Annotated in this window: 20 protein-coding genes; 10 read left to right on the top strand and 10 right to left on the bottom strand. The window is 69.0% G+C overall.

Translation table 11 applies throughout. The annotated features are described in order from the left end of the window. Positions 1–8: 8 nt before the first annotated feature. Complete coding sequence (locus HTY53_RS11570; RefSeq protein ID WP_174106714.1) at positions 9–680, bottom strand: nitroreductase; 672 nt, start codon at positions 678–680, stop codon at positions 9–11. Between the two features lie 162 nt (positions 681–842). Here HTY53_RS11570 and HTY53_RS11565 point away from each other — a divergent pair, with 162 nt between their 5' ends. Beyond that, entirely contained in the window at positions 843–1,985 is a 1,143-nt protein-coding gene (locus tag HTY53_RS11565) for a CaiB/BaiF CoA transferase family protein (protein ID WP_174106713.1), read from the top strand. 40 nt (positions 1,986–2,025) lie between these two features. Here the strand turns inward: HTY53_RS11565 and HTY53_RS11560 are convergent, their stop codons facing one another. Then, positions 2,026–3,075, bottom strand: coding sequence for an Ldh family oxidoreductase (locus HTY53_RS11560; RefSeq protein WP_174106712.1), 1,050 nt, complete (start codon positions 3,073–3,075; stop codon positions 2,026–2,028). 47 nt (positions 3,076–3,122) lie between these two features. Further along, positions 3,123–4,673 (bottom strand): DASS family sodium-coupled anion symporter, encoded by a 1,551-nt coding sequence (locus tag HTY53_RS11555; RefSeq protein ID WP_174106711.1) that lies wholly within the window; start codon positions 4,671–4,673, stop codon positions 3,123–3,125. A 280-nt stretch (positions 4,674–4,953) separates the two neighbouring features. Here HTY53_RS11555 and HTY53_RS11550 point away from each other — a divergent pair, with 280 nt between their 5' ends. Beyond that, on the top strand, positions 4,954–5,202 hold the full coding sequence (locus tag HTY53_RS11550) for an RNA recognition motif domain-containing protein (protein ID WP_174106710.1): 249 nt from the start codon (positions 4,954–4,956) through the stop codon (positions 5,200–5,202). Positions 5,203–5,217: 15 nt separating this feature from the next. Here HTY53_RS11550 and HTY53_RS11545 read toward each other — a convergent pair whose 3' ends face one another. Next, complete coding sequence (locus HTY53_RS11545; RefSeq protein WP_174106709.1) at positions 5,218–6,249, bottom strand: LysR family transcriptional regulator; 1,032 nt, start codon at positions 6,247–6,249, stop codon at positions 5,218–5,220. 180 nt (positions 6,250–6,429) lie between these two features. On the opposite strand from HTY53_RS11545, the gene HTY53_RS11540 reads away from it, so the two are divergent. Both HTY53_RS11540 and HTY53_RS11535 read left to right on the top strand, forming a co-directional pair. Then, positions 6,430–7,563, top strand: a complete 1,134-nt coding sequence (locus HTY53_RS11540; protein WP_174106708.1) for a DSD1 family PLP-dependent enzyme — start codon at positions 6,430–6,432, stop codon at positions 7,561–7,563. Positions 7,564–7,568: 5 nt separating this feature from the next. Beyond that, positions 7,569–8,015 carry a RidA family protein gene (locus HTY53_RS11535; protein ID WP_174106707.1) on the top strand — a complete coding sequence of 149 codons (447 nt, stop codon included), beginning with the start codon at positions 7,569–7,571 and terminating at the stop codon, positions 8,013–8,015. 77 nt (positions 8,016–8,092) lie between these two features. On the opposite strand, the gene HTY53_RS11530 is transcribed toward HTY53_RS11535, so the two are convergent. The 4 genes from HTY53_RS11530 to HTY53_RS11515 are packed head-to-tail and all read right to left on the bottom strand — an operon-like array spanning position 8,093 to position 14,398. Continuing rightward, the gene (locus HTY53_RS11530; RefSeq protein ID WP_254599909.1) at positions 8,093–9,694 is read right to left on the bottom strand and encodes a gamma-glutamyltransferase family protein; all 1,602 of its coding nucleotides are present in this window, start codon (positions 9,692–9,694) and stop codon (positions 8,093–8,095) included. Next, a complete protein-coding gene (locus HTY53_RS11525) occupies positions 9,694–12,279 on the bottom strand; it encodes a branched-chain amino acid ABC transporter ATP-binding protein/permease (protein WP_174106705.1) in 2,586 nt (861 codons plus the stop codon). Before HTY53_RS11525 ends, HTY53_RS11530 begins: the two co-directional genes overlap by 1 nt. Further along, a complete protein-coding gene (locus HTY53_RS11520; protein ID WP_174106703.1) occupies positions 12,276–13,151 on the bottom strand; it encodes a branched-chain amino acid ABC transporter permease in 876 nt (291 codons plus the stop codon). Before HTY53_RS11520 ends, HTY53_RS11525 begins: the two co-directional genes overlap by 4 nt. Before the next feature lie 32 nt (positions 13,152–13,183). After that, entirely contained in the window at positions 13,184–14,398 is a 1,215-nt protein-coding gene (locus HTY53_RS11515) for an ABC transporter substrate-binding protein (protein WP_438820948.1), read from the bottom strand. A 321-nt stretch (positions 14,399–14,719) separates the two neighbouring features. Between HTY53_RS11515 and HTY53_RS11510 the strand changes: the two genes are divergently transcribed. Genes HTY53_RS11510 through HTY53_RS11500 form a run of 3 tightly spaced genes read left to right on the top strand, consistent with a single transcriptional unit; the run spans position 14,720 to position 17,249 of the window. After that, positions 14,720–15,838 (top strand): polysaccharide deacetylase family protein, encoded by a 1,119-nt coding sequence (locus tag HTY53_RS11510; RefSeq protein WP_254599908.1) that lies wholly within the window; start codon positions 14,720–14,722, stop codon positions 15,836–15,838. Then, complete coding sequence (locus HTY53_RS11505; RefSeq protein WP_217435584.1) at positions 15,835–16,584, top strand: GntR family transcriptional regulator; 750 nt, start codon at positions 15,835–15,837, stop codon at positions 16,582–16,584. Before HTY53_RS11510 ends, HTY53_RS11505 begins: the two co-directional genes overlap by 4 nt. Positions 16,585–16,613: 29 nt before the next feature. Beyond that, positions 16,614–17,249 carry a flavin reductase family protein gene (locus HTY53_RS11500; RefSeq protein WP_174106701.1) on the top strand — a complete coding sequence of 212 codons (636 nt, stop codon included), beginning with the start codon at positions 16,614–16,616 and terminating at the stop codon, positions 17,247–17,249. Between the two features lie 6 nt (positions 17,250–17,255). Here the strand turns inward: HTY53_RS11500 and HTY53_RS11495 are convergent, their stop codons facing one another. After that, on the bottom strand, positions 17,256–17,780 hold the full coding sequence (locus HTY53_RS11495; RefSeq protein ID WP_174106699.1) for a TfoX/Sxy family protein: 525 nt from the start codon (positions 17,778–17,780) through the stop codon (positions 17,256–17,258). 194 nt (positions 17,781–17,974) lie between these two features. On the opposite strand from HTY53_RS11495, the gene HTY53_RS11490 reads away from it, so the two are divergent. Together HTY53_RS11490 and HTY53_RS11485 are read left to right on the top strand one after the other, a co-directional pair. Further along, positions 17,975–19,591, top strand: coding sequence for an acyl-CoA synthetase (locus tag HTY53_RS11490; RefSeq protein ID WP_174106697.1), 1,617 nt, complete (start codon positions 17,975–17,977; stop codon positions 19,589–19,591). Then, complete coding sequence (locus HTY53_RS11485; RefSeq protein WP_174106695.1) at positions 19,588–20,196, top strand: SAM-dependent methyltransferase; 609 nt, start codon at positions 19,588–19,590, stop codon at positions 20,194–20,196. Before HTY53_RS11490 ends, HTY53_RS11485 begins: the two co-directional genes overlap by 4 nt. On the opposite strand, the gene HTY53_RS11480 is transcribed toward HTY53_RS11485, so the two are convergent. Continuing rightward, entirely contained in the window at positions 20,178–21,167 is a 990-nt protein-coding gene (locus HTY53_RS11480) for a LysR family transcriptional regulator (protein WP_174106693.1), read from the bottom strand. The two genes, HTY53_RS11485 and HTY53_RS11480, sit on opposite strands and share 19 nt — an antisense overlap. A gap of 126 nt (positions 21,168–21,293) precedes the next feature. Between HTY53_RS11480 and HTY53_RS11475 the strand changes: the two genes are divergently transcribed. Further along, on the top strand, positions 21,294–22,259 hold the full coding sequence (locus tag HTY53_RS11475) for a DMT family transporter (RefSeq protein WP_174106691.1): 966 nt from the start codon (positions 21,294–21,296) through the stop codon (positions 22,257–22,259).

Raw genomic sequence — 22,259 nt, 5'->3', positions numbered from 1 at the left:
ACAAGCGTTCAGATGCCGATGAACTCGGCAAACTCCTCCACCGGCGCGCGCCGCGCGACCAGGCGATTGGCCGGCGCGTCCGGATCGGCATAGCCGATCGCCATGCCGGTGAACAGCATGCGTTCGGGCGGCGTCCGCAGGAAGCGGCGCATCGTCTCCGGATACATCGCCCAGCATTCCTGCGGACAGCTGTCCAGCCCGGCCTCGCGCAGCAGCAGCATCACGTTCTGCAGGTACATGCCGAGGTCCGACCATTGCGGCGGGCCCATGCGGCGATCGACCGTGCAGAACAGCGCCAGCGGCGCGCCGAAGAACTGGAAATTGCGGGCGAACTGCTGGCGCCGCGCGGTCTTGTCCTCGCGGGGGATGCCGAGATGGCCGTACAGGTCTTCGCCGACCTGGAAGCGCCGATCGCGATAGGGCGACACCAGGTCGGGCGGATAGATGTGGTATTCGGCCGGCTCGCCCTTCGGTTCGTCCACCACGCGCTGGCGCATGATGGCCTTCAGTTCGTCCAGCGGCGCGCCGCCGACCACCTGGATATGCCACGGTTGCAGATTGCCGCCGGACGGCGCCCGCGCCGCCTTCTCGACGACTTCGCGAATCAGCTGCGGCGGTACCGGCTTGTCGAGAAAGCCGCGGATCGAGCGGCGCGTGGCAATGGCTTCGCTGACGTTCATGGTCTTCTCTCGTCGTTCTCTCGTCGTTCTCTCGTCGTGCTGTCGTCGTGCTGTCGTCGTGCTGTCGTCGATGGGGCGGGCAGCCTGATCGGCGTGCTGTCGCACCGGCCGGCGTGCCGTGGTAACTTGGCGCCGACGATACCACGACAACGGGAGACAGGCATGGCGGGTCCGCTGCATGGACTGAAGGTGGTGGAGATGGTCGGGCTCGGGCCGGGACCGTTCTGCGCGATGATGCTGGCCGATATGGGCGCCGAAGTGATTCGCATCGATCGGCCCCATCGCGGCGACGGGGTGTTGCCCAGGGACGTCCGCTTCGATCTGACCGCACGGGGCCGCCGTTCGCTGGCGATCGACCTGAAGCGGCCGCGCGCCACCGAGGCGGTGCTGCGTCTGATCGAACAGGCCGACGTGCTGATCGAAGGCTTCCGTCCCGGCGTGATGGAACGGCTCGGGCTCGGTCCCGATATCTGCCTGGCCCGCAACGCGCGCCTGGTCTACGGCCGCATGACCGGATGGGGCCAGCACGGACCGCTGGCGCAGGCGGCGGGCCACGACATCAACTACATCGCGATCACCGGCGCGCTGCATGCGATCGGTCTTCCCGATGCGCCGCCCGTCGTGCCGCTGAACTATATCGGCGACTTCGGCGGCGGCGCGATGATGCTGGCCTTCGGCGTGGTCTGCGCCGTGCTGGAGAGCCAGCGCAGCGGCAAGGGGCAGGTCGTCGATGCCGCGATGACCGATGGCGCGGCGCTGCTGTCGGCGATGATGTACGGCTTCAAGGCAGCCGGCCGCTGGAGCAACCGGCGCGGCGACAACCTGCTCGACGGCGGCGCGCCGTATTACGGCACCTATGCGTGCGCCGACAGCAAGTACGTCGCGATCGGCGCGCTCGAGCCGCAGTTCTACCGCAAGCTGATCGAACTGTGCGGCATCGAGGATCCGGCTTTCGCCACGCAGGGCGACCCGCGCAACTGGCCGCTGCTGAAGCAGCGGCTCGCCGAGGTGTTCAAGACTCGCACGCGCGACGAGTGGTGCGTGTTGATGGAGGGCAGCGATGCGTGCTTTGCCCCGGTGCTGGACTGGGACGAAGCCCCGGTCCACGCCCACAACCGCGCCCGCGAGACCTTTATCGACGTCGATGGCGTGACTCACCCCGCGCCGGCGCCGCGCTTCTCCCGCACGGCGACGGCCAAACCAACGCCTGCGTCGCCGCCCGGTGCCGACACCGAGGCCGTGCTGCGCGATTGGGGTTTTGGCGCCGACGAGATTGCCGCGCTGAAGGGCGACGGCACGATCTGAGCCTGCATCGCCAGAGCGATGCGCCGCCGGGCGGCCGGCTTCACTGACCTGGCAGCGCCACCCCCAGATCGCCGGCCACCTTGGCGAGATTGCGCCAGATCGCGGGATTCACGTCCAGTTCGTCGCCGGTGCGGGCGCGATGATCGGCCTCGTACTCGCCGGGGTACTGCACGCGGTCGAATCCCGGCGCGGGCGGAGTCTGCTGCAGATAGCGGACGAACGATTCGACCTCGGCGCTCTGCCACTGCAGGCCCAGATCCAGCTGCGGATCGATCAGCACCGCGAACATGTTGTTGGTCGCCACGCCGCCGCGCGGATTGTCCGGCTGGATGGTACCGCCGCCCGACAGCACGCCGGCCAGCAGTTCGGCCACCACGCCGAGCGCGTAGCCCTTGTGACCGCCGAAGGGCAGCAGGGCGCCGGGGGGATCGGCGAAGATCGCGCCAGCGTCCGTTGTAGGCTCGCCATTGGCATCGATGACGCTGCGCTCCGGGGCGGGCTCGCCCTTCTCGGCCAGCACGCGCGCCTTGTTGATGGCGATCGCGCTGGTGGCGATGTCCATCACCAGCGGCGGACGGCCATTCGGCATCGGGCCGGCGAAACACAGCGGGTTGGTGGTCAGCCGGGCGACCCTGCCGCCGTAGGGCGCCACCGCCGGCGGCCGGTTGATGACATTGGTGAAACTGAGCAGCACCATCCGCGCCTGCGCCGCCATCTCGCCGTAATACCCCATGCGGCCGAGATGATGCGAGTGCCGCAGCGTGAAGATGCAATGGCCATGCTCGCGCGTGCGTTCGATGGCGGCCTGCATCACGCGTTTGCCGACATGCTGGCCGAAGCCGCGATTGCCGTCGAATACCATCAGCGTGCCGCGGTCCATCGCACAACTGGCGCGGCCTTGCGGATTGACGCTGCCCCCCTCCACTGAGGCGCGATACTGCGGCAGCATCGACAGGCCGTGGCTGACATAGCCGCAGCGGTCCGATTCGACCAGATGCTCGGCCACGTCGTCGGCGATGTCGTCCGGCACCTTCAGCGCGACCAGAATGTCCCGCGCCAACCGATGCGCGTCCTGCAGGGTGATCTTCATTTCGGACTCCTTGTTGTTGCGAGGCGATGGTCCTCGGAGGTCGGTCCTCAGATCCAGCCAAGCCAGCGCCAATACGTCGCCGCAAACAGCAGCATCATCGCGTAGCCGACCAGCGTGACCGGGATGCCGATGCGGGCGAACTGGCGGCCGTTGAAGGTATCGGTGCCCAGGCACACCATGTTCTGCGGCGCATTGATCGGCAGGATGAAGCCGAAGCTCATGGTGAAGCCGAGCAGCATCGTGATGCCGACCTTGTCGATGTCGCCCGGCAGCGTCTGCAGTACGGAGATCAGGATCGGCAGCATCGCGGCGGTCAGCGCCGTGGCGCTGGCAAAGCCCAGGTGGATCACGATCAGGAAGGCGGCAAGGATCGCGAACACGGCGATCGGCCCCTGCGTCGCCAGGCCGGAATTCGCCACCACGAACTTGCCGAGCCATTGGCCCGCCTGCGTGGTCAGCAGCGCGGTACCGAGACTGATGCCGACGCCGAAGACGATCAGCGTGCCCCACGGCGTACGTTGCTGCATGGTCTTCCAGTCCATCACGCCGACGCGCGGCAGCATCAGGATCACCAGGCCGACGAAGGTCACCGAGGCGGTGTCGAAGCTGTGCAGCTTGCCTTCGGTGGCCCACGCCAGCAGCAGGCCGACCGAGACCGCGGCGAGGCGCTTCTGCGGCCCGCTCATCGGCCCCTGCGCTGCCAGCTCGCGCTGCACCGCCTCCTTGCCGCCCGGGATCGCTTCGGTTTCCGGTGGCAGCAGCCAACGCACCAGCAGATACAGCACCACCGACATCGCCAGCGCCCATGGTGCGCCGGCAATCATCCACTGCAGCCAGGTAACACGTTCGCCCAGCAGCTTGTCCATGAAGCCGACCGCCAGCAGGTTCTGCGCGGCGGCGGTCTGGATGCCGACGTTCCAGATGCTGGTCGCCTGCGCCACCGTGATCATGATGCCGGCGGCGATATTGGAGCGCCTGTCGACGCCGAACGCCGCGATGATGCCCATCATGATCGGTACCACACAGGCGCTGCGCGCGGTGGCGCTCGGGACCACCAGCGACAGCGCGATGGTGACCGCGATGGTGCCGATCAGGATGCGCCGCTTGCTGGTGCCGATCGCGGACAGCGTGACCAAGGCGATGCGGCGGTCCAGTCCGGTGACCGTCATCGCCGCGGAGATGAACAGCGCGGCGGCGACCAGCGCCAGCGCCGTATTGGCGAAACCCGCGAGCGCCATGCCGAGCGCACGCGAGGTGCCATAGAGTGTGTTGGGGTCGTCGACCATGGGCGCGAGACCGATCAGCGCGGCCATCAGCGAGGTGATCATGATCGCGCTGGTCTCGTACGACACCGCCTCGCTGATCCACACCACCACCGCGAACGCGAGGATGGCCAGCATCCGGTGTCCGGCGAGCGGCAGGTCGGGGGGCGTCGGCAGCAACAGCACGCCGATCAGCACCAGTACCGCGATGAACAGTCCCCAGGGCGGGCGCTTCTTCGCCTGGCTGGCGATTGCGGGGCTCGCGGCGGGCGCCGGGCCGGCAGAGGCGCCGGAAGGAGAGGGCGGGGAAGACGCGTTGCTGCGCAAATCGGTCATTGCCGTGTCCCGTGGTGAGTGCAGCGGCGCGGCCGTGCAGGGCCGCCGGCACGATGGACACGATTATCGGCCTGCGTCGTCGCCGTTGTCGAGCGCAGCGGTCATCGCCTTTGCGCCAGATCAAGGAGAAGGCGCGCGACTGCGCCGCGGCAAGCGTACCGCATCTGCCGACGCGGGCCGATCGCCCGCGGACGTTCTATAGTGGTCCTGTGGTCCGGCGAATACCGTGCGCCGCTTCGGCGACAGGCATGCCGGCCGGACCGTGCCGCAGGAGATCGACATGCAGGTGCTGATTCGCGGCCTTCATCGCGATATCACCGAACAGCGGTTGCGCGACAAGTTCGCCCCCTATGCCCCGGTGCGCTCGGTGGAGGTGATGCGCGACGGCGACCCGGAACGGCCCTGGGCCTGGGTGGATCTCGATGTCGATCTCTTTACCGCGTTCGGACTGGTGCGCCGGTTCGACGGGAAGTACTTCGACGGCGGCGTGATGCGCCTGCATATCGTTGCGCATCAGAACGGCGGCTGACGTCCCTGCTGCCGGCTACTTGCGCCGCTCGGCGCGTCGCCATGGCGGCCTCGGCCCGAACGCCTTGCGCAACATCTCGACGAACAGGCGCGTGCGCATCGAGGCCACGCGCGATTGCGGCACCAGCGCCATCACGTCGGCGTCGGGCAGCGTGTACCCGGGCAGCAGCGCGACCAGACGACCCGATGCCACGCTGTCGGCGACATCCCATTCCGATCGCGCCATGATGCCCTTGCCGGCCAGACACCACTGATGGACGACGTCGCCGTCATTGCTCTCCATCGCCGGCTGCACGCGCACGGTGTGTTCGCGGGCGACGCCGCTGACGGCATCGGTTTCGCTGCGCTTGCCGCCGCGCCTTGCGCTGGGCTTGGCGCTGCCCTCGCGCGCCTGCTTGCCACTCTCGCGGCTGGCGAAGCGCCACAACGTCACGTCCTCGTCGTTCTCCCTGAGCACCAGGCACGCGTGCTGCGCCAGATCGGCGGGGCGCGACAGCGGCGGCGCCTTGGCCAGATAGGCGGGCGCGGCGCACAGGATGCGGCGGTTCGGTGCGATGCGATGCGCAATCCAGCGCGAGTCCGGGATCGCGCCGATCGTGACCAGCACATCGAAGGCATCGTGTCCGTGCACCGGCTGGCGCGGCAGCATCAGGTTGTCCGACAGATACAGCTGGACCTCGAGACTGGGATGCGTGCTGTGAAACTGCGCCAGCAGCGGACCCAGGTAGCGCCGGCCAAAGCCGAACGGCCCGTGCACCTTGAGCTTGCCCGCCACCGCCTGGCTGCGCTGCTGCAGCGCTTCCTCGATGGCCCGCATCTGTTCGAGCACGCCGGTGGCGTGCTGCGCCAGCAGATGTCCTTCGTGAGTCAACTGCAGCCGACGCGTGGTGCGCAACGCCAGCCGGATACCCAGGCGCGCTTCCAGCTGACTGAGGCGCTTGGTCACGGCCGGCGGCGTCACGTTTTGCTCGCGCGCGAGCGCCGCCAGGCTGCCGAGCCGGTCGAGCGCCAGGATGAAGCGCAGGTCGTCGATGTCGAGCTTCGTCATTATTAACCCTGCGGTGAATGAAGCCATTCTATTTCATTAACCCCGTATCGCGTCCATTCGCCTAGACTGGCCACGCCCGCAGCCAACCAGGTGCAACTGGAGCGAGCGATCAACGCCGATCGCGGGACACGGGACAGGGGACAGGGGACAGGCGACACGAAGACACAGGAAAGGAATCTGATGACACTGCATGAACTGGAAACGCCGGTGCTGGTGCTCGATCGGCCGAAGATGGAGCGCAATATCGCCCGGCTGCGCGAGCGGCTCGCGCCCTTTGGCGTCGCGCTGCGTCCGCATGTGAAGACCAACAAGTCGGCCGATGTCACGGCGCGCATCGGTGCGCCGGGCACGCCGATCACGGTGTCGACGCTGAAGGAGGCCGACTACTTTTTTGCGCACGGCTGGACCGACATTCTCTATGCCGTCGGCATCGTGCCGTCGAAGCTGCCGCATGTCGAAGACCTGGCGCGGCGCGGCGCGCGGATGACGCTGTTGCTTGACAACATCGAGGCTGCCCGCGCGGTCGCCGCCTACTGTCGCGAACGCACGCTCGGCGTGCCGGTGCTGATCGAGATCGATACCGACGGCCACCGCTCCGGTGTCAAGCCGGAGGATCCGATGCTGCTGGAGATCGCCGCGGAACTGCGGGACGACGAACGGAAGGGCGCCTGGCTCGCCGGTGTGCTGACCCACGCGGGGGACTCCTACAATTGCCGCTCGGTCGAAGCCATCGCGGCGCTGGCCGAACAGGAGCGTGCCGGCGCGGTACGGGCCGCGCAGCGTCTGCGCGCGGCGGGACATGCGGCGCCGGTGGTCAGCGTCGGCAGCACGCCGACCGCGCACTTCGCGCGATCCCTCGATGGCGTGACCGAGGTGCGGGCCGGAGTGTTCGTGTTCTTCGATCTGGTAATGAACGGCATCGGCGTCTGCGGGACCGCGGACATCGCGCTGTCGGTGCTGTGCACCGTGATCGGTCATCGGCGCGACAAGGGCTGGCTGATCACCGATGCGGGCTGGATGGCGATGTCGCGCGATCGCGGTACCGCGAAGCAGCCGGTGGATCAGGGCTATGGCGTGGTCTGCGATATCGACGGCAAGCCCCTGGCCGATCTGTTGATGGTCGATGCCAACCAGGAACACGGCATCGTCAGTCATCGCAACGATCCGGCCGCGACGCCGATGCTGCCGGTCGGCACGCTGTTGCGCATCCTGCCGAATCACGCGTGCGCGACTGCGGCGCAGCACGGCAGCTACACCGTGGTGGCGGGCGGCATCGATGTTGAAGCGCAGTGGACCCGTTTTGGTGGATGGTGAACGCGATGACGAACAGGCATCAAGGAAGCAGGAATCCCGCCGGCAAGGGCGTCGCCTATCCCGAGGTCCCCACGCTGGCGCCGCCACGCGGCCACTATTCGCACGTGGCCACGGGGCTGGGCCTCGTCTTCGTGTCGGGACAGCTGCCGCTGAACCCGCACGGCGAGCCGCGCGCCGATCTGCCTTTGGCGGAACAGGCCGCGCTGGCGCTGCGCAACGTCGAGGCCGCGTTGGCGGCGGGCGGCTGCGGATGGCACGACGTGCTGAAAGTCACCGTCTACCTCGCCGGGGTCGAGCATTGGCCGGCCTTCGACGCGGTCTATCGTCAGCTGCTCGGCGGCGCGCGGCCGGCCCGGGCTGTGGTGCCGGTGCCGGCGCTGCACTATGGCGTGCTGGTCGAGGTGGAGGCGGTGGCTGTCCATCCCGACGCGGTGGCTGCCGGCGCGTCGTAGCCTAGGCGGCGCCGAACGTGGGCGATAACGGCAACCGCCAGCAGCCGCCAGCAACCGCCAGCGACCGCTAGCAACCGCTAGCAACCGATCGCCATGCCGTCGCTGCGCGGATCGTGTGCGCCGGAGATGCTGCCGTCCGCGTCGATGCGGATCGCGCCGGGGTGGCCGGCGAGCGGACTCTGCGCGGGGATCGGACTCAGCTCATGGCCGCGCGCGGTCAGCGCCTGCATCACCGCGTCGCCGGCGTCGGCCTCGAGCTTCAACGTGTCGCGCGTATCCGAGAAGGTGCGGCCCAACAGGAAGCGCGGACGGGACAGCGCCGTCAGCGGGTCCATGCCGTAGTCGATCATCCGCGTCAGCACCGCCGCCAGCGTCTGCGGCTGTCCGTCGGCGCCCTGCGTGCCGTACAGCAGCCGCGGGCGGCCGTCGTGCAGATAGAGGCCGGGGTTGAGCGTGTGGAAGGGCCGCTTGCCCGGCCTCAGCACGTTGTGATGCCGCGGATCGGTGCCGAAGGCCGCGCCGCGGTTGTGCCACAGGATGCCGGTGTCGCCGGCCACCACGCCGCTGCCCCAATCGAAGTAGACGGTCTGCAGCACGCTGGCACAGCGGCCCTGGCTGTCAACTGCGCCGAGATAGACGGTATCGCCCGTGCGGAAGCGGTGCGGCCACGGCAGCGCGCGGTCTCGCCGGATCGCCGCCGCGAGCGTATCGAGATGCGGGGCCGACAGCATCGGCTCCACCGGCACGTCGACGAACTCGGGATCGGCCACGTAGCGGTCGCGCTCGATGAACGCCTGCTTTACCGCTTCGACCAGCAGATGGTAGTAGTCGGCGCTGCCTTCGGCGATCGCGGCGACATCGAAGCGGTCCAGTATCCCCATGATCTGCAGCGTGGTGACGCCCTGCGTGGGTGGGCGCAGGCTGACCAGCTTACCGCCGCGGTAGGGCACTGTCAGCGGCGATTCTTCACGGGCACGCGTCGCGGCGAGATCGGCCGCGCGCAACGGCGAGCCGGCCTCGCGCAGGCCTCTGGCGACGCGTTCGGCCAGTTCGCCTTCATAGAAGTCGCGCGCGCCATGTTCGGCGATCCGGCACAGGCTGCGCGCCAGCTCCGGCTGATGAAAGGGCTCGCCGATCTCGGGAATGCGGCCCTCGGGCAGGAACACGCGGGCGAAGCCGGGCCAGTCGCGCCACTGTCCCGCGCGGAAGTCCTGCCAGAAGCGCTGCGACGGCGTGACGGGGAACCCTGCCTCGGCATGCTCGATGGCGCGGTGGAACAGCGATTCCCACGACCGCGTGCCGCCCCACGCGTCGCGGCCGAGGCAATAGGCACGATCCCAGGTATCGACGGTGGCGGCGGTGGTCAGCGCTGCCGCAGGTCCACGCGTCGGAATCTCGCCATCGAATGCCGGCGAGGCCGCGGCCGCCTGGCCGATGCCGGACAGCGTGCGGACCTCGCCGGCCTCGTCGGCAATGACCCAGAAGGCGTCGCCGCCCAGCCCTGTGAAATGCGGGTAGGTAACGGACAGCGTCGCGCCGATCGCGATCGCCGCTTCGATCGCGTTGCCGCCGGCGCGCAGCACCTCGAGTCCGGCCTCGCTGGCCAGCGCATGCGGGCTGGTCACCATGCCCGCGCGGGAGCGGGCGAGACCGGCACGGGGAAAGAGAGCGGCTTCCATCAGGCCACCACCGCTTGCGTCGCAGCAGCGGGATTCCCGGCGGCATGGCCACCGTCGGCGCCGCCCAGATACGCCTGCACCAGCGCCGGGTCGCGTGCCAGCAGGTCGGCGCGGCCGCTGGCGACGACGCGGCCTTCCTCCAGCACATAGGCGCGGTCGGCCAGCGTCAGCGCCAGCGCGGCCATCTGATCGACGAGCAGGATCGTGATCGACGCCTCGCGCAAGCGGTCCAGCGAGGCGAACAGCTCGTCGATGACCTTCGGGGCCAGGCCAAGCGACGGCTCGTCGAGCAGCAGCATGCGCGGCTGCGACATCAGGCCGCGCGCGATGGCCAGCATCTGTTGCTCGCCGCCGGACAGCAGCCCGGCGCGCTGGTGCTGGCGTTCGCGCAGGCGCGGGAACCGCGCGAACATCGATTCGATGCGGCGCTGCATCTCGCCGCGGCGCAGACGGCCGGACGGAAACGCGCCGAGCTTCAGGTTGTCGAGCACCGACAGCTCGGCAAACACCTGCCGCCCCTCGGGCACCAGCACCATGCCCATCGCCGCGATGCGGGCCGCATCGATGGCGCCCAGATCGGTGCCGTCGAACGCGATGCCGCCTTGCACCGGGCGGTGCAGGCCGGAGAGCGCGCGCATCAGCGTGGATTTGCCGGCGCCGTTGGCGCCGAGCAGCGCCACCATTTCGCCCTCGCGCACCTGCAGCGCGATGTCATGGAGCACGGGTGCGGCACCATAGCCGGCCCGCAGCGCATTGACGCCCAGCAGTTCCGCGCCGGCGGTGTCGCGGTATTGGCGCGGCGGTCCGCCGGCGGCCGCTTCGCCAAGGTAGGCGCGGCGGACCGCGGGATCGGCCCTCACCTCGGCCGGCGTGCCGACCGCCAGCCGCTGGCCGGCGTCGATGACCACGATGCGGTCGGACACGTCCATCACCAGCGACATGTCGTGCTCGACCAGGCCGACGGCGATGCCGCTGTCCGCGATGCGGCGCAGCAGCCTGCCGAGGCTGGCCTTGTCCTCGCGCGACAGTCCTGCGGCCGGCTCGTCGAGCAGCAGCACGGCGGGCTGCGTGGCCAGCGCGCGCGCAATCTCGACCAGCCTGCGGTCGACGTGCGCCAGGTCGGCGGCGCTGGCATCGGGGTCGCCGCGATAGCCGCAGGCGCGCAGCAGCGCGCGAGCCTGCGCGCGGACATCGGCGGCGGTGAAACGCGCGGTGCCGAGCAGCGTGCCGAGACGACCGCCGCCGAGCGCGAGCGCGACATTGTCGGCCGCGCTCATGCCGCCGAACAACTGCGACGTCTGATAGGTCCGCGCGATGCCGTGGCGCGCGCTGTGGCAGGCGCCGCGCGCGGGCAGCGCCGCGTCGCCGAGCCGTCGCCCGCCCGCATGCGGCCGGTAGTAGCCCGACAGCATGTTGAGCACGGTCGATTTGCCGGCCCCGTTCGGGCCGATCAGGCTGGTCACGGCGCCGGTGGCCACCGTGAACGACAGCTGGTCCACCGCGCGCACGCCGCCGAACACCATCGACAATCCATCGGCGACCAGCGCGCGGCGCGCAGCGGCCTCGCGCACGGGCAGGGGCATGTCGGCCGGCTCGGGCGCTGGGGTCGCATCGGCCCGTTGGGGCCGCAGCCGGCGCAGCAGAGCGCTCGCCACGCCGACGATCCCTTGCGGCGCGACCCACAGCACCACCAGCAGCAGCATGCCGAAACAGAGCAGCCGCAGGTTCTCCAGGCTGGACAGCAGCTCCGGCAACATGCCGACCACCACTGCGCCGATCACCGGACCGGCGACGGTGCCGGCACCGCCGATCATCACTACCAGCACGAACAGGATCGACTGCAGGAACGAGAACATGCCGGGCGTGACCATGCCCTGCATCGGCGCAAACAGTCCGCCGGCAAGCCCTGCCAGCGCGGCCGAGAAGGCGAAGGCCACCGTGCGCACCAGCAGCGGGTCGATGCCGATCGACGCCGCCGCGGTCTCGCTGTCGCGCACGGCGCGCATCGCTGCGCCCCAGCTGCCGCGCGAGATACGCGCATAAGCCGCCAGCGACACGGCCAGCACCACGAGTGCGATCAGCGTCAGCGCCCGCTCGCCGCCTTCGACGCCGGGCAGCGAGGGCTGGGCGATGCCCATCAGCCCGTTCTGGCCGCCGGTCAGCGCGCGCCATTCCACCGCGCCGTGCTCGACGATAAAGCCGAAGGCGATGGTGATCATCGCCAGTCCGGGGCCCTTGACCCGCAGCGCCGGCAGCGCCAGCAGCGCGCCCGCCAGCGCGGCGATCGCGGTGCCGGCCAGCCAGGCCGGCCAGAAGCTCCAGCCGGCCTGGCCGGTCAGGATCGCGACACTGTAGGCGCCGATCGCATAGAAGCCGACATGGCCGAACGAAATCTGGCCGGTCAGGCCGATCAGCAGGTTCAGGCCGACGCCGCAGATCGCCAGCATGGCGACCCCGGCGATCACGAAGACGAAATAGCCGTTCAGCATCAAGGCCGCGGTCGCGGCCCCCAGCAGCGCCAATGTCAATGCGGCGATCTGCAGCGGAGTGCCGACGCCGACGACGAGAGAAGGACGTGCGCTCATACCTTGCGTACCTCCGCGCGGCCGAACAGTCCCGCCGGGCGCAGCGCCAGCAGCGCGATCACCAGTGCGAAGGTGATGATCTGCGTATAGCTCGAGCCCAGCGAGGCCGTGATCGCCGCCTCCGCCACGCCGAAGATCAGGCCTGCGATCATCACGCCCCAGGCGCTCGACAGGCCGCCGAGAATCGCCACCGCGAATGCCTTGAGCCCGAACACCGTGCCCATGTCGGACTGCACGTTGAACAGCGGGGCGATCAGCACGCCGGCGACGCCGGCCAGCAGCGTCGACACGGCGAACGCCGCGGCCACGGTGCGGCGGATCGGAATCGCCATCAGCCGCGCCGCATCGCGGTTCTGCACCACCGCCAGCATCGCGAGCCCCCAGCGCGAGTGGCGCAGCACGTAGTGCAGCACGCCCGCCAGCGCGAGGCCGACGACCGGGATCAACAGCTGCAGCGGATAGACGCCAAGCCCGTCGGCCAGCTGCATCGACGATGTTGCCAATGGCGACGGCAGGCTGCGCGGCTCGGTGCCGAAGGTCAGCGTCACGACGTTATCGAGCACGATGCCGAGCGCGACCGTGGCCATCAGCCACGCATCGGAGCCGCGGCTGGCGAACGGGCGCACCGCGACGAATTCGACCGCCAGCCCGTACAGCGCGCACAGCGCCAGCGCCAGCAGCACGGAGGGCGCCATCGGCCAGCCCAGCGTCTGCGCGAAGGTGTAGGTCAGCACCGCACCGAGCATCATCGAGCTGCCCTGGGCGAAATTGACGGTGGCGCTGACCACAAAGGTCAGATGAAAACCCAGCGCCATCAGCCCGTACATGCTTCCCAGGCCAAGACCGCTGATCAGTGCGGAGATCCATAACATCAGGCGTTCCTCGAGCGGGCGGCAGCGGCGGCTTACCTGGACGCGACCTGTTTGTCGGCGACCGGCACGATGCGGTTGTCGATGAACTGGGCCCAGACGTAGTCGTTCTCGGTCAGCGCGTCATGCACCTGCGGCGAGAACGGCTTCACATAGGTCTTGATCAGCCCTTCGTAGCGATCGATCTGGTAGAAGCCCTGCCGTACCGCGTCGCCCTTGGTCGAGCCGGCGCGCTGGATCGCCAGCGCGGCCAGATGCGTGGCGTCGTAGGCGTTGGCGACGCCGACAGCCGGCGTGATGTCGTCCGGTCCCTTGATGTCGCCGTATTTCGCCTTCAGCGCATTGACGACGCGCGTGCCGACCGGCGACGGCGCGCCGAAGAAGCTGTAGGTCTGCACGAAGTGGACGTTGCGGGCGTTCGGTCCGGCCAGCTCGGTAAAGCGCCCGCCGGCGGGGCCCCAGTGCGAGACCACCGGTACCTTCCAGCCCATGCGGTCCAGTGATTTGACGACCTGCGCGGAAGGGCCGACGTTGCCGACCATCAGCAGCACGTCGGCGCCCGCGGCCTTCAGGCGGCCCAGTTGCGGCACCACGTCGACGTCGTTGGCTTCGAATTTTTCGATGCCGGCCGGCTTCATGCCCTTGGCCGTCAGCGCCGCGACGATGCCCTTTTCGTTGGACTCGCCCCACGGGTTATTGACCAGGATCAGCCCCGGCTTGCTGGCGCCGAAGGTCTTCTGGGCGTATTGCAGCATCGCCTTGTCGACCAGCTCGTCGACCGCCGAGACGCGGAACACGAAGTTGGGATTGGCACCGTTGCGCGTGATCGGCGTGCCGGCCGCCCACGGCCCCATGAACGGCACCTTCTCCTGGTTGGCGATCGGCACGATGGCCATCGACACCGGCGTGTCGAGCCCGCCGAACAGCACCGCGACCTTCTCCTTGTAGATCAGCTCGCGTGCGGCCAGCACGCCCTTGGCGGGATTGCTCTCGTCATCGCGCCGAACCAGTTCGAGCTTGCGGCCGTTCAGCACGCCGCCTTTGGCGTTGATCTCGTCGATCGCGATGGTCATGCCGCGCGTCAGCGCTTCGCCGGCGCGTGCCGATTGTCCGGTCATCGCGGTGATCAGGCCGATCTTGACGGTGTCGGCCGCCAGCGCCGGCACGGCGGGCAGCACGCAGGCGGCGGTGATGGCGGCGACGGCGAGCATCAGCGCGCGGCGGCGTGGTTCGGGGCGGTGGCGGGACATGGCAGTTCTCCGGATCGGTGCAGGAAGAAGCGATTGGCGTCATGGAAGCGACGGACCGGCGATGCGGTCGCAAGAGCCATGCCACGCGTCGACATTCGGCACGCGATGCGTTGCAGGGAAAGGGGTGGCGGATCGCATACGATCTGGCTCGCATCTTGCGAACGATTGCGCCATCGAGATGAATGCGATCGAGGCCGGTGCGTGCCGCACGGATGCGGTGCGGAAGATGCGGAAGCGGGGCCAGGACGGTGCAGGCGCACCGATCCGCGCTCCGATGCCGCGCTCCGATGCCGCGATCGCCAAACAGGGAAACACAGGGCGATGACCCACAATCCGATTTCGCTACCGCCGCTACCGCCGCTGCCGCCGCTGACGGCAGGCGACGACCGCGGCGGCAGCCCCGCCGCAACGACGTTTGGCCCGCTGCGCACGCATGGGCGCTTTGCCTATCGGCCGATTACCGATACCGACGATTTCGTCTGGCCGGGCGGCGCGCGGCTCGCGGTCTATCTCGGCTTCAATATCGAGCACTTCGCCTTTGGCGAGGGGCTGGGCGCGAATATCGGACCTGCCTCGCCGCAGCCAGACGTGCTGAACTACAGCTGGCGCGAATACGGCAACCGTGTCGGCGTCTGGCGTTGCCTGGAGCTGTTCGATCAGTTGCGCATGCCTGCCGGCGTGCTGCTCAACACTGCCTTGTACGACCATTGCCCCGAGGTGCCGGACGCCTTTCTGGCGCGCGGCGACGAGCTGATCGGGCACGGGCATACCAATGCGGTGCGCCAGAGCGATCTGGACGAGGCCGGCGAGCGGGCGCTGCTGCGCCATTGCCGCGACCGCATCGCCGCCCATGCGGGCGAGCCGCCAAAAGGCTGGCTGTCGCCGTGGATCTCGGAGAGCGCGCTGACGCCGGACCTGCTCAGCGAGACCGGCTACCGCTACACGCTGAACTGGTGCCACGACGATCGTCCGGTGCGCATGGCGACGCGCGGCGGGCCGCTATGGTCGATTCCCTATCCGCAGGAGCTCAACGACATTCCGATGATTGTCGGACGGCAAATGGACGGTGCGGCCTTCGCCGACATGATCGTCGACCACTTCGACGAGATGCTGGCGCAGGCCAACCACGCCACGCGGCCGCAGCCGCTGGTGATGGGAATCGCGCTGCATCCCTATCTGGTCGGGCAGCCGCACCGGCTGCGTCATCTGCGCAGGGCGCTGGCGCATATCGCCCGGCGCCGCGATGACGGCGAGATCTGGATGACGACCCCCGGCGCGATCTGCGAAGCGATGGAGGCCGTGGCCGGCGGGGCTGCCGTCGCCTCGTCCGGCGTGGCGGCATCGATGGCGACATCCGTTGCGACAACCGCCGCGACAACCGCCGCGACATCCGTTGCGACATCCGCCGCGACAACCGCCAACCCGGGGCTGACAGCATGACCGTTCATTCGTTGACCAAAGGCGGTGCCAAGTCCATCGCCAACAAGGCCAAGGCAGCGGCCGTGCCCACGGAACGCCCGCCCGTCGATGCCGACACGCGCATCTACCAGGCGATCTTCGACGGCGTGCTGAACCATCGGCTGACGCCCGGGACCAAGCTGCCGGAGCCGGAGCTGTGCCAGCTGTTCGGCGTGGGCCGTGCGGTGGTGCGGCGCGTGCTGGAGAAACTGGCGCACGACGGCATCGTCGCGCTGCGGCCCAACAAGGGCGCGGTGATCGCCGAGCCGACGCCGGAGGAGACCGGCCAGATCTTCGAAGCGCGGCGGGCGCTCGAACGCGTGCTGGTCGAGATGGCGGTGGCGCGCGTCACCGCGGCCGATCTGCGCGATCTGCGCCGGCAGCTGGCCGACGAGCACGACGCGATGCACCGCTTCGATCAGCCCTCGTGGGCGCGGCTGGCGAGCGGCTTCCATCTGCGCATCGCGGCGCTGGCGCGCAATCCGGTGCTGCAGCGCTATCTGACCGAGCTCGTGTCGCGCTGCTCGCTGATCGTCGGCCTGTACGAGCCGCCGGGCCATGCGCCATGCGAGCACGACGAGCACGCGGCGATCGTCGATTGCATCGAGCAGCGCGATGCGGCCGGCGCGATCGCGCGGATGGACGCGCATCTGCGCGAGCTGGAGCAGCGCATCGAGACCTCGCGCATGCAGGGCGAGAAGAGCCTGGCGCAGCTGCTCGGCCTTTGACACGACATCAACGAGGCGATCGCGCCAATATGGAAATCGATTTCGACGCCATTACCGAATACCAGCGCTACAAGCTGATGGCCAGCCTGATCGTGCCGCGGCCGATCGCGCTGGTGACGACGCTGGGGCAGGACGGCACCGCCAATGCGGCGCCGTTCTCGATGTTCAATATGCTGGGCGAGGAGCCGCCGATCGTGATGATCAGCGTCAACCGGCTGGCCGACGGCGCGCTGAAGGACACCGCCGCCAACATCGTGCGCACCGGCGAATTCGTCGTGCATCTGTGCGACGAGGCGATGGCCGAACGGATGCACCGCTGCGGCGAGCGGCTGCCGCCCGATGTCAGCGAACTCGCGCATGTGGGCCTGACCGCGGCGCCCAGCACGCAAATCGCGCCGCCGCGGATCGCCGAGGCACCCGTCGCGTTCGAATGCCTGCTGTGGGAGACGCTGGAGACCGACAGCCGCCAGATCTTTATCGGCCGCGTGCTGCGGCTGCATGCCAGGGACGGCCTGATCGATACCGAACGCTGGCGCGTCAGGCTGCAGGACTATTTTCCGGTGGGGCGTTTCGGTGCCAGCTTCTATGTCACCACGCGTGACCGCTTCTCGCTGGAGCAGGAAGCGGGCAAACCGACCGCGTCGACCGCGATCGACGAGATCTGACCGGCGTTATCCCCGCGCCTTGCGCCGCGGCTCGGGTTGGACGGCATCCTTGTTCGGCGCCTCCTTCTTCGCCACCACCTTCTTCGCCGCCACCTTCGTCGGTGCGACCGTGCTAGGTGCCGCCAGCTTCGGTGCCGACTTCCTCGCCGCCGGCTTGCGCCTGGCCGGCGCCGCGTTTGCCAGCCGCAGCGTGGCCTCCACCGCCTCGCGCGCCCACGGTTCCATCTCGCCCGCCGATTCCAGGCACTGCGCCGGCAGGCTCAGGTAGTGGCGCATCACCACCTCCTTGTCGCGGCTGCGATAGCTGAAGGGCTCGCAGCGTTGCGCCTCGAATCGGGGCAGCGTGACCGCGTCTGCCTTCAGATAGCAGCGGCCATCGGTTACCAGGCCGAACATCAGCCCGTCGTAATACAAGCCATGCCCGCCGAACATCCGCTTCGCCGCGATCGGGCCGATCCGTGCGGCCAGCGGCGCCATCAGTTCGAGCAGGTGATCGACGAAAGGATCGGAACGGCGTGGGGACGTGGACATGGGCGAAAGCACGGCTGACGAACGATCCGGCGATGGTAGCATCGCCGGCACCGGGCCCAGGGGGGATGCGCCGGCGCGGGAATGCTGCTAGCCTGACGCGGCTGGCGGCCGATGTTCCCCGCAGCGGTCCGCCGCGAGCAGGATGCACAGAACGAGCATGGAACGAGCACAGAACAGGCACAGGAGACAGCAGCATGACGCTAGACCAGCAGGCGGCGATCCGCCGCGCGCATCAGCATGGCGTGGGAGACATCCTGCGGCGCTCGGCGCAACGCACGCCGGACAAGACCGCCATCGTTTGCGGCGACGTGCAGTGGAGCTACCGCGATTTCGACCAGATCTGCGACCGCCTGGTCGCGGCCCTGTCGCAGCAGGGCATCGCCGCCGGCGACCGCGTCGCCATCCTGTCGCGCAATTCGCATGCATTCGCGGCGATGCGCTTCGCGCTGGCCCGTATGGGCGCTGTGCTGGTGCCGATCAATTTCATGCTCAATGCCAGTGAGGTGGCCTATATCCTGCGCAGCTCCGGCGCGCGCACGCTGCTGGTGGGCGCGGGCTTCGAGGCGCTGGCCGTCGCCGCGGTCGCTGCGGCAGAGCAGGGCGCGGCGGACGGGCAACATCCCGGCGTGCTGATCGGCCTGCAGATCTGGCTGCCGTCCGAGGATCAGGCCGACGGCGCGCCCGAGGGCATGCTGCGCTTCGACGATCTCCTGATGGCGAGCGCACCGGCGCCTGACATCGCGCCGGTTGTTCCGCGCGCGCTGCTGCAGATCATCTACACCAGCGGCACCGAGTCCTTGCCCAAAGGCGCCATGTTGAGCCACGAGGCGGTGCTGTGGGAATACGTGACCTGCATCGTCGAGGGCAATATGCAGGCCGACGACGTGGTGCTGCACGCGCTGCCGCTGTATCACTGCGCGCAGCTCGATGTGTTCCTCGGGCCCGCGGTGTATCTGGGCGCGACCAATATCATCACCGGACAGCCGCGGCCCGACGTGATCCTGCCGCTGATCGCGCGCCATCGCGTCAATGCGTTTTTCGCGCCGCCATCGATCTGGATCGCGCTGCTGCGCTCGCCGCTGTTCGAGGGCGCGGACCTGGGCTCGCTGGCCAAGGGCTACTACGGGGCGTCGATCATGCCCGTCGAGGTGCTGAAGGAAATGCAGCGCCGCATGCCGCGCGTGCGGCTGTGGAACTTCTACGGCCAGACCGAGATCGCGCCGCTGGCCACGGTGCTGCATCCCGACGACCAGCTGCGCAAGGCCGGCTCGGCCGGCAAGCCGGCGCTCAATGTCGAGACCCGCATCGTCGACGACGAGATGCGCGATGTCGCGCCGGGCGAGATTGGCGAGATCGTCCATCGCTCGCCGCAACTGCTCGACGGCTACTACAACGATCCCGAGCGCACCGCGGAAGCGTTCCGCGGCGGCTGGTTCCATAGCGGCGACCTCGCCGTGCGCGACGAGCAGGGCTATATCACCATCGTCGACCGCAAGAAGGACATGATCAAGAGCGGCGGCGAGAATGTCGCCAGCCGCGAGGTCGAGGAAATGATCTTCCGCATCCCCGCGGTGTCCGAGGTCGCGGTGATCGGTCTGCCCGATCCTTACTGGGTCGAGGCGGTGACCGCGGTGATCGTGCTCAAGGAAGGGCAGTCGTTGTCGGAGCAGCAGGTGATCGACTTCTGCAAGGACAGCATGGCGCATTTCAAGGTGCCCAAGCGCGTGATCTTCGCCGACGCGCTGCCAAAAAATCCGAGCGGCAAGCTGCTCAAGCGCGAGCTGCGGCGCCGATACGAGGGCCAGGCATGAGCCCCGGCCAGCCGACGCCCGACGGCTACTTCGACGCCGTCTACGCCAACGGCGACGATCCCTGGCACTACCGCACCCGCTGGTTCGAGGCGCGCAAGCGCGCGCTGCTGCTGGCGATGCTCGATCGGCCGCGCTATCGCTCGGCCTTCGAGCCCGGCTGCGCCAACGGCGAAATGACGGCCGCGCTGGCATCGCGCTGCGAGGCGCTGCTGGCGGCCGACCGGCATCCGCGCGCGATCGAGGCCGCGGCGGCGCGCGCGAGCCCTGCCGCGCACGTGCGTGTGGAAGCGATCAAGGTGCCATGGGAATGGCCGGCGCAGCGCTTCGATCTGGTGGTGCTCAGCGAGTTCTGTTATTACCTCGCGCCGGATCAGGTCGCCTGGCTGGCGCGCAGGGTGCGCGAATCGATGGAGCCCGACGGGCTGGTGCTGGCCTGCCACTGGCGGCATCCGTTCGACGAGCAGGCGTGTCCCGCGGACGAGGTGCATCGCCTCCTCGAGCAGGAGACCGGCTTCGCGCGCACGGCAAGCTATCGCGAGGACGACTTCATGATCGACGCGTGGGCCGCCGATGGGTTGAGGCCGACTCAGCGCGAGGCCGGCTGAGGCCTTGTGCGACGCCGTGGCGTAGCGGTGGGCGCAACCGCGGCGGGGCGCTCGCGCGCGTCGTCCAGATGCATCGCCAGATAGTCGATCAGCACACGGACCTTTGGCGGCAGCACGCGCTTGGGCGGATACAGCAGCCACACCGCACCCTGGTAGGCACGGGCGCGGAAGTCCCAGTCCGGCAGCACCTGCGCCAGCTTGCCCGATTGCAGGGCGGCCTGTGCCGCGAAGTCGGGCAGCGCGGCAATGCCCAGGCCGCCCAGCGCGCCTTCGAGCCGTGCGCCGACATGGTTGGCGATATAGCGCCCGCGTACCGTTACCGTCTGCGTTTCTCCGCCACGGCGAAAGCGCCAGCGATTGTCGTCGGCAACCTCGCCGAGGAACAGGCAGTCGTGCTCGGCTAGCGCCCGGGGCTGCGCCGGCATGCCGCGCTTGCGCAGGTAGCGCGGCGACGCGCATAACACCCAACGCACGGCGCCGAGCCGGCGGCCGGCCAGCCCCGGCGGCGGATCGTCCGTCAGCCGGATCACCAGATCGACCTCGTCGGCCAGCGGATCGACGCTCTGGTCGGAAAAGCGCAGATGCACGTCGATCTGCTCGTACTGGCGCAGGAACGCCGGAATCAGCGGGTGGATCACGGTCTTGGCATAGGCCACCGGCGCGCTCAGCGTGACGCGCCCCTGCGGCCGCCCGCCCAGTTGGCCCGCCGCGTCGACCGCGCCGGCGGCGGCCCCGACCATGTCGCGGCAGAACCGCGCGACCTGCTCGCCCGCTTCCGTTACGCGGACCTTGCGGGTCGAGCGTTCCAGCAGCCGCGTGGCCAGCGCTTCCTCGAGCCGCTTGATCTGCCGGCTGACGGTCGACGGCGTGCTGCCCAGCTGGCGCGCGGCCAGCGAGAAGTTGCCGGTCTCGACGACACGGGCGAAGACGGCCAGGTCGGGGAGCAGGGCGATCAGGGTGTTCTGGTGCATCGGCGGCGCGTTGGCAATTGATGAATCTACGACATCAAAGATTTGCAGGACGGACCGATTATCGCCGCGGATGCAATGCCGGACAATGTTCGGACCGATCCATTCGCCCGCCGATGCGCTCAGTCCATGACCGCCCGACAAGCCCGCCTGCTGATGTTGTCCGACCTGATGCTGCTCGGGGTGGCCGTGGTGTGGGGCACCAGCTATGGCGTCGCCAAGCAGGCGCTGCAGCACTACCCGGTGCTGGGCCTGCTGGCGCTGCGCTTCGGGCTGACCTTTGTGCTGCTGTCGCCGACGCTGGCCGGGCTGCGCGGCATACCGACGGCATCGCTGGCGCGCATAGCGGGTGCCGGTGTCCTGTTGCTCGGCATCTTCCTGTGCGAGACCTTCGGCCTGTTGCTGACACGGGCCGCCAATGCGGCGTTCCTGATCAGCCTGTGCGTGGTGCTGACGCCGCTGATCGAATGGCTGCTGCTGTCGCGCCGGCCTTCCCGCCTGGAGTGGGCGGCGGTGCTGCTGTCGCTGTGCGGTGCGTGGGTACTGGCCGCGGACGGTACCTGGTCGCTGACTTTCCATCCCGGCGATGCGCTGATCCTGCTTGCCGCGCTGCTGCGGGCCGTCTATGTTTGCGCGATGAAGCACAGCATGGGCGGGCAGCCGCCGCCCGCGCTGGCGGTCACCGCGCTGCAGGCCGGCGTGGTGTCGATCGGCAGCGTGGCGGTCGCGTGGGCTGCCGGCACCGCGGGGGCCGCTGGAACGGCCACCTGGCCGCTGCCGCCGCTGCCAGGTGTCGGCGCGCAGGCCGCGTTCTGGTTGTGCCTGCTGTACCTGGTCGGCGCCTGCACGCTGTTCGCGTTCTTCGCGCAGAACTACGCGATCAAGCGCAGCAGCCCGACGCGTGTCGCGTTGCTGATGGGCAGCGAGCCCGCCTTCGGCGCGCTGTTCGCATGGCTGTGGCTGGGCGAACGGATCGCGCCGTCCGGCTGGGTCGGCGGCGGCCTGATCGTGCTGGCCTCGCTCCTTGCCACCGTGCGATGGCAGCGTGCGATCGCGCCGGCGCACGATGTGCCGAGGGCGGTGGAGCCGACGTAG

Source organism: Cupriavidus gilardii (assembly GCF_013314895.1).
GTDB lineage: Bacteria > Pseudomonadota > Gammaproteobacteria > Burkholderiales > Burkholderiaceae > Cupriavidus > Cupriavidus gilardii_C.
Note: the sequence above shows the minus strand (reverse complement) of the source record. Positions and strands in the feature narration are given on the sequence as shown.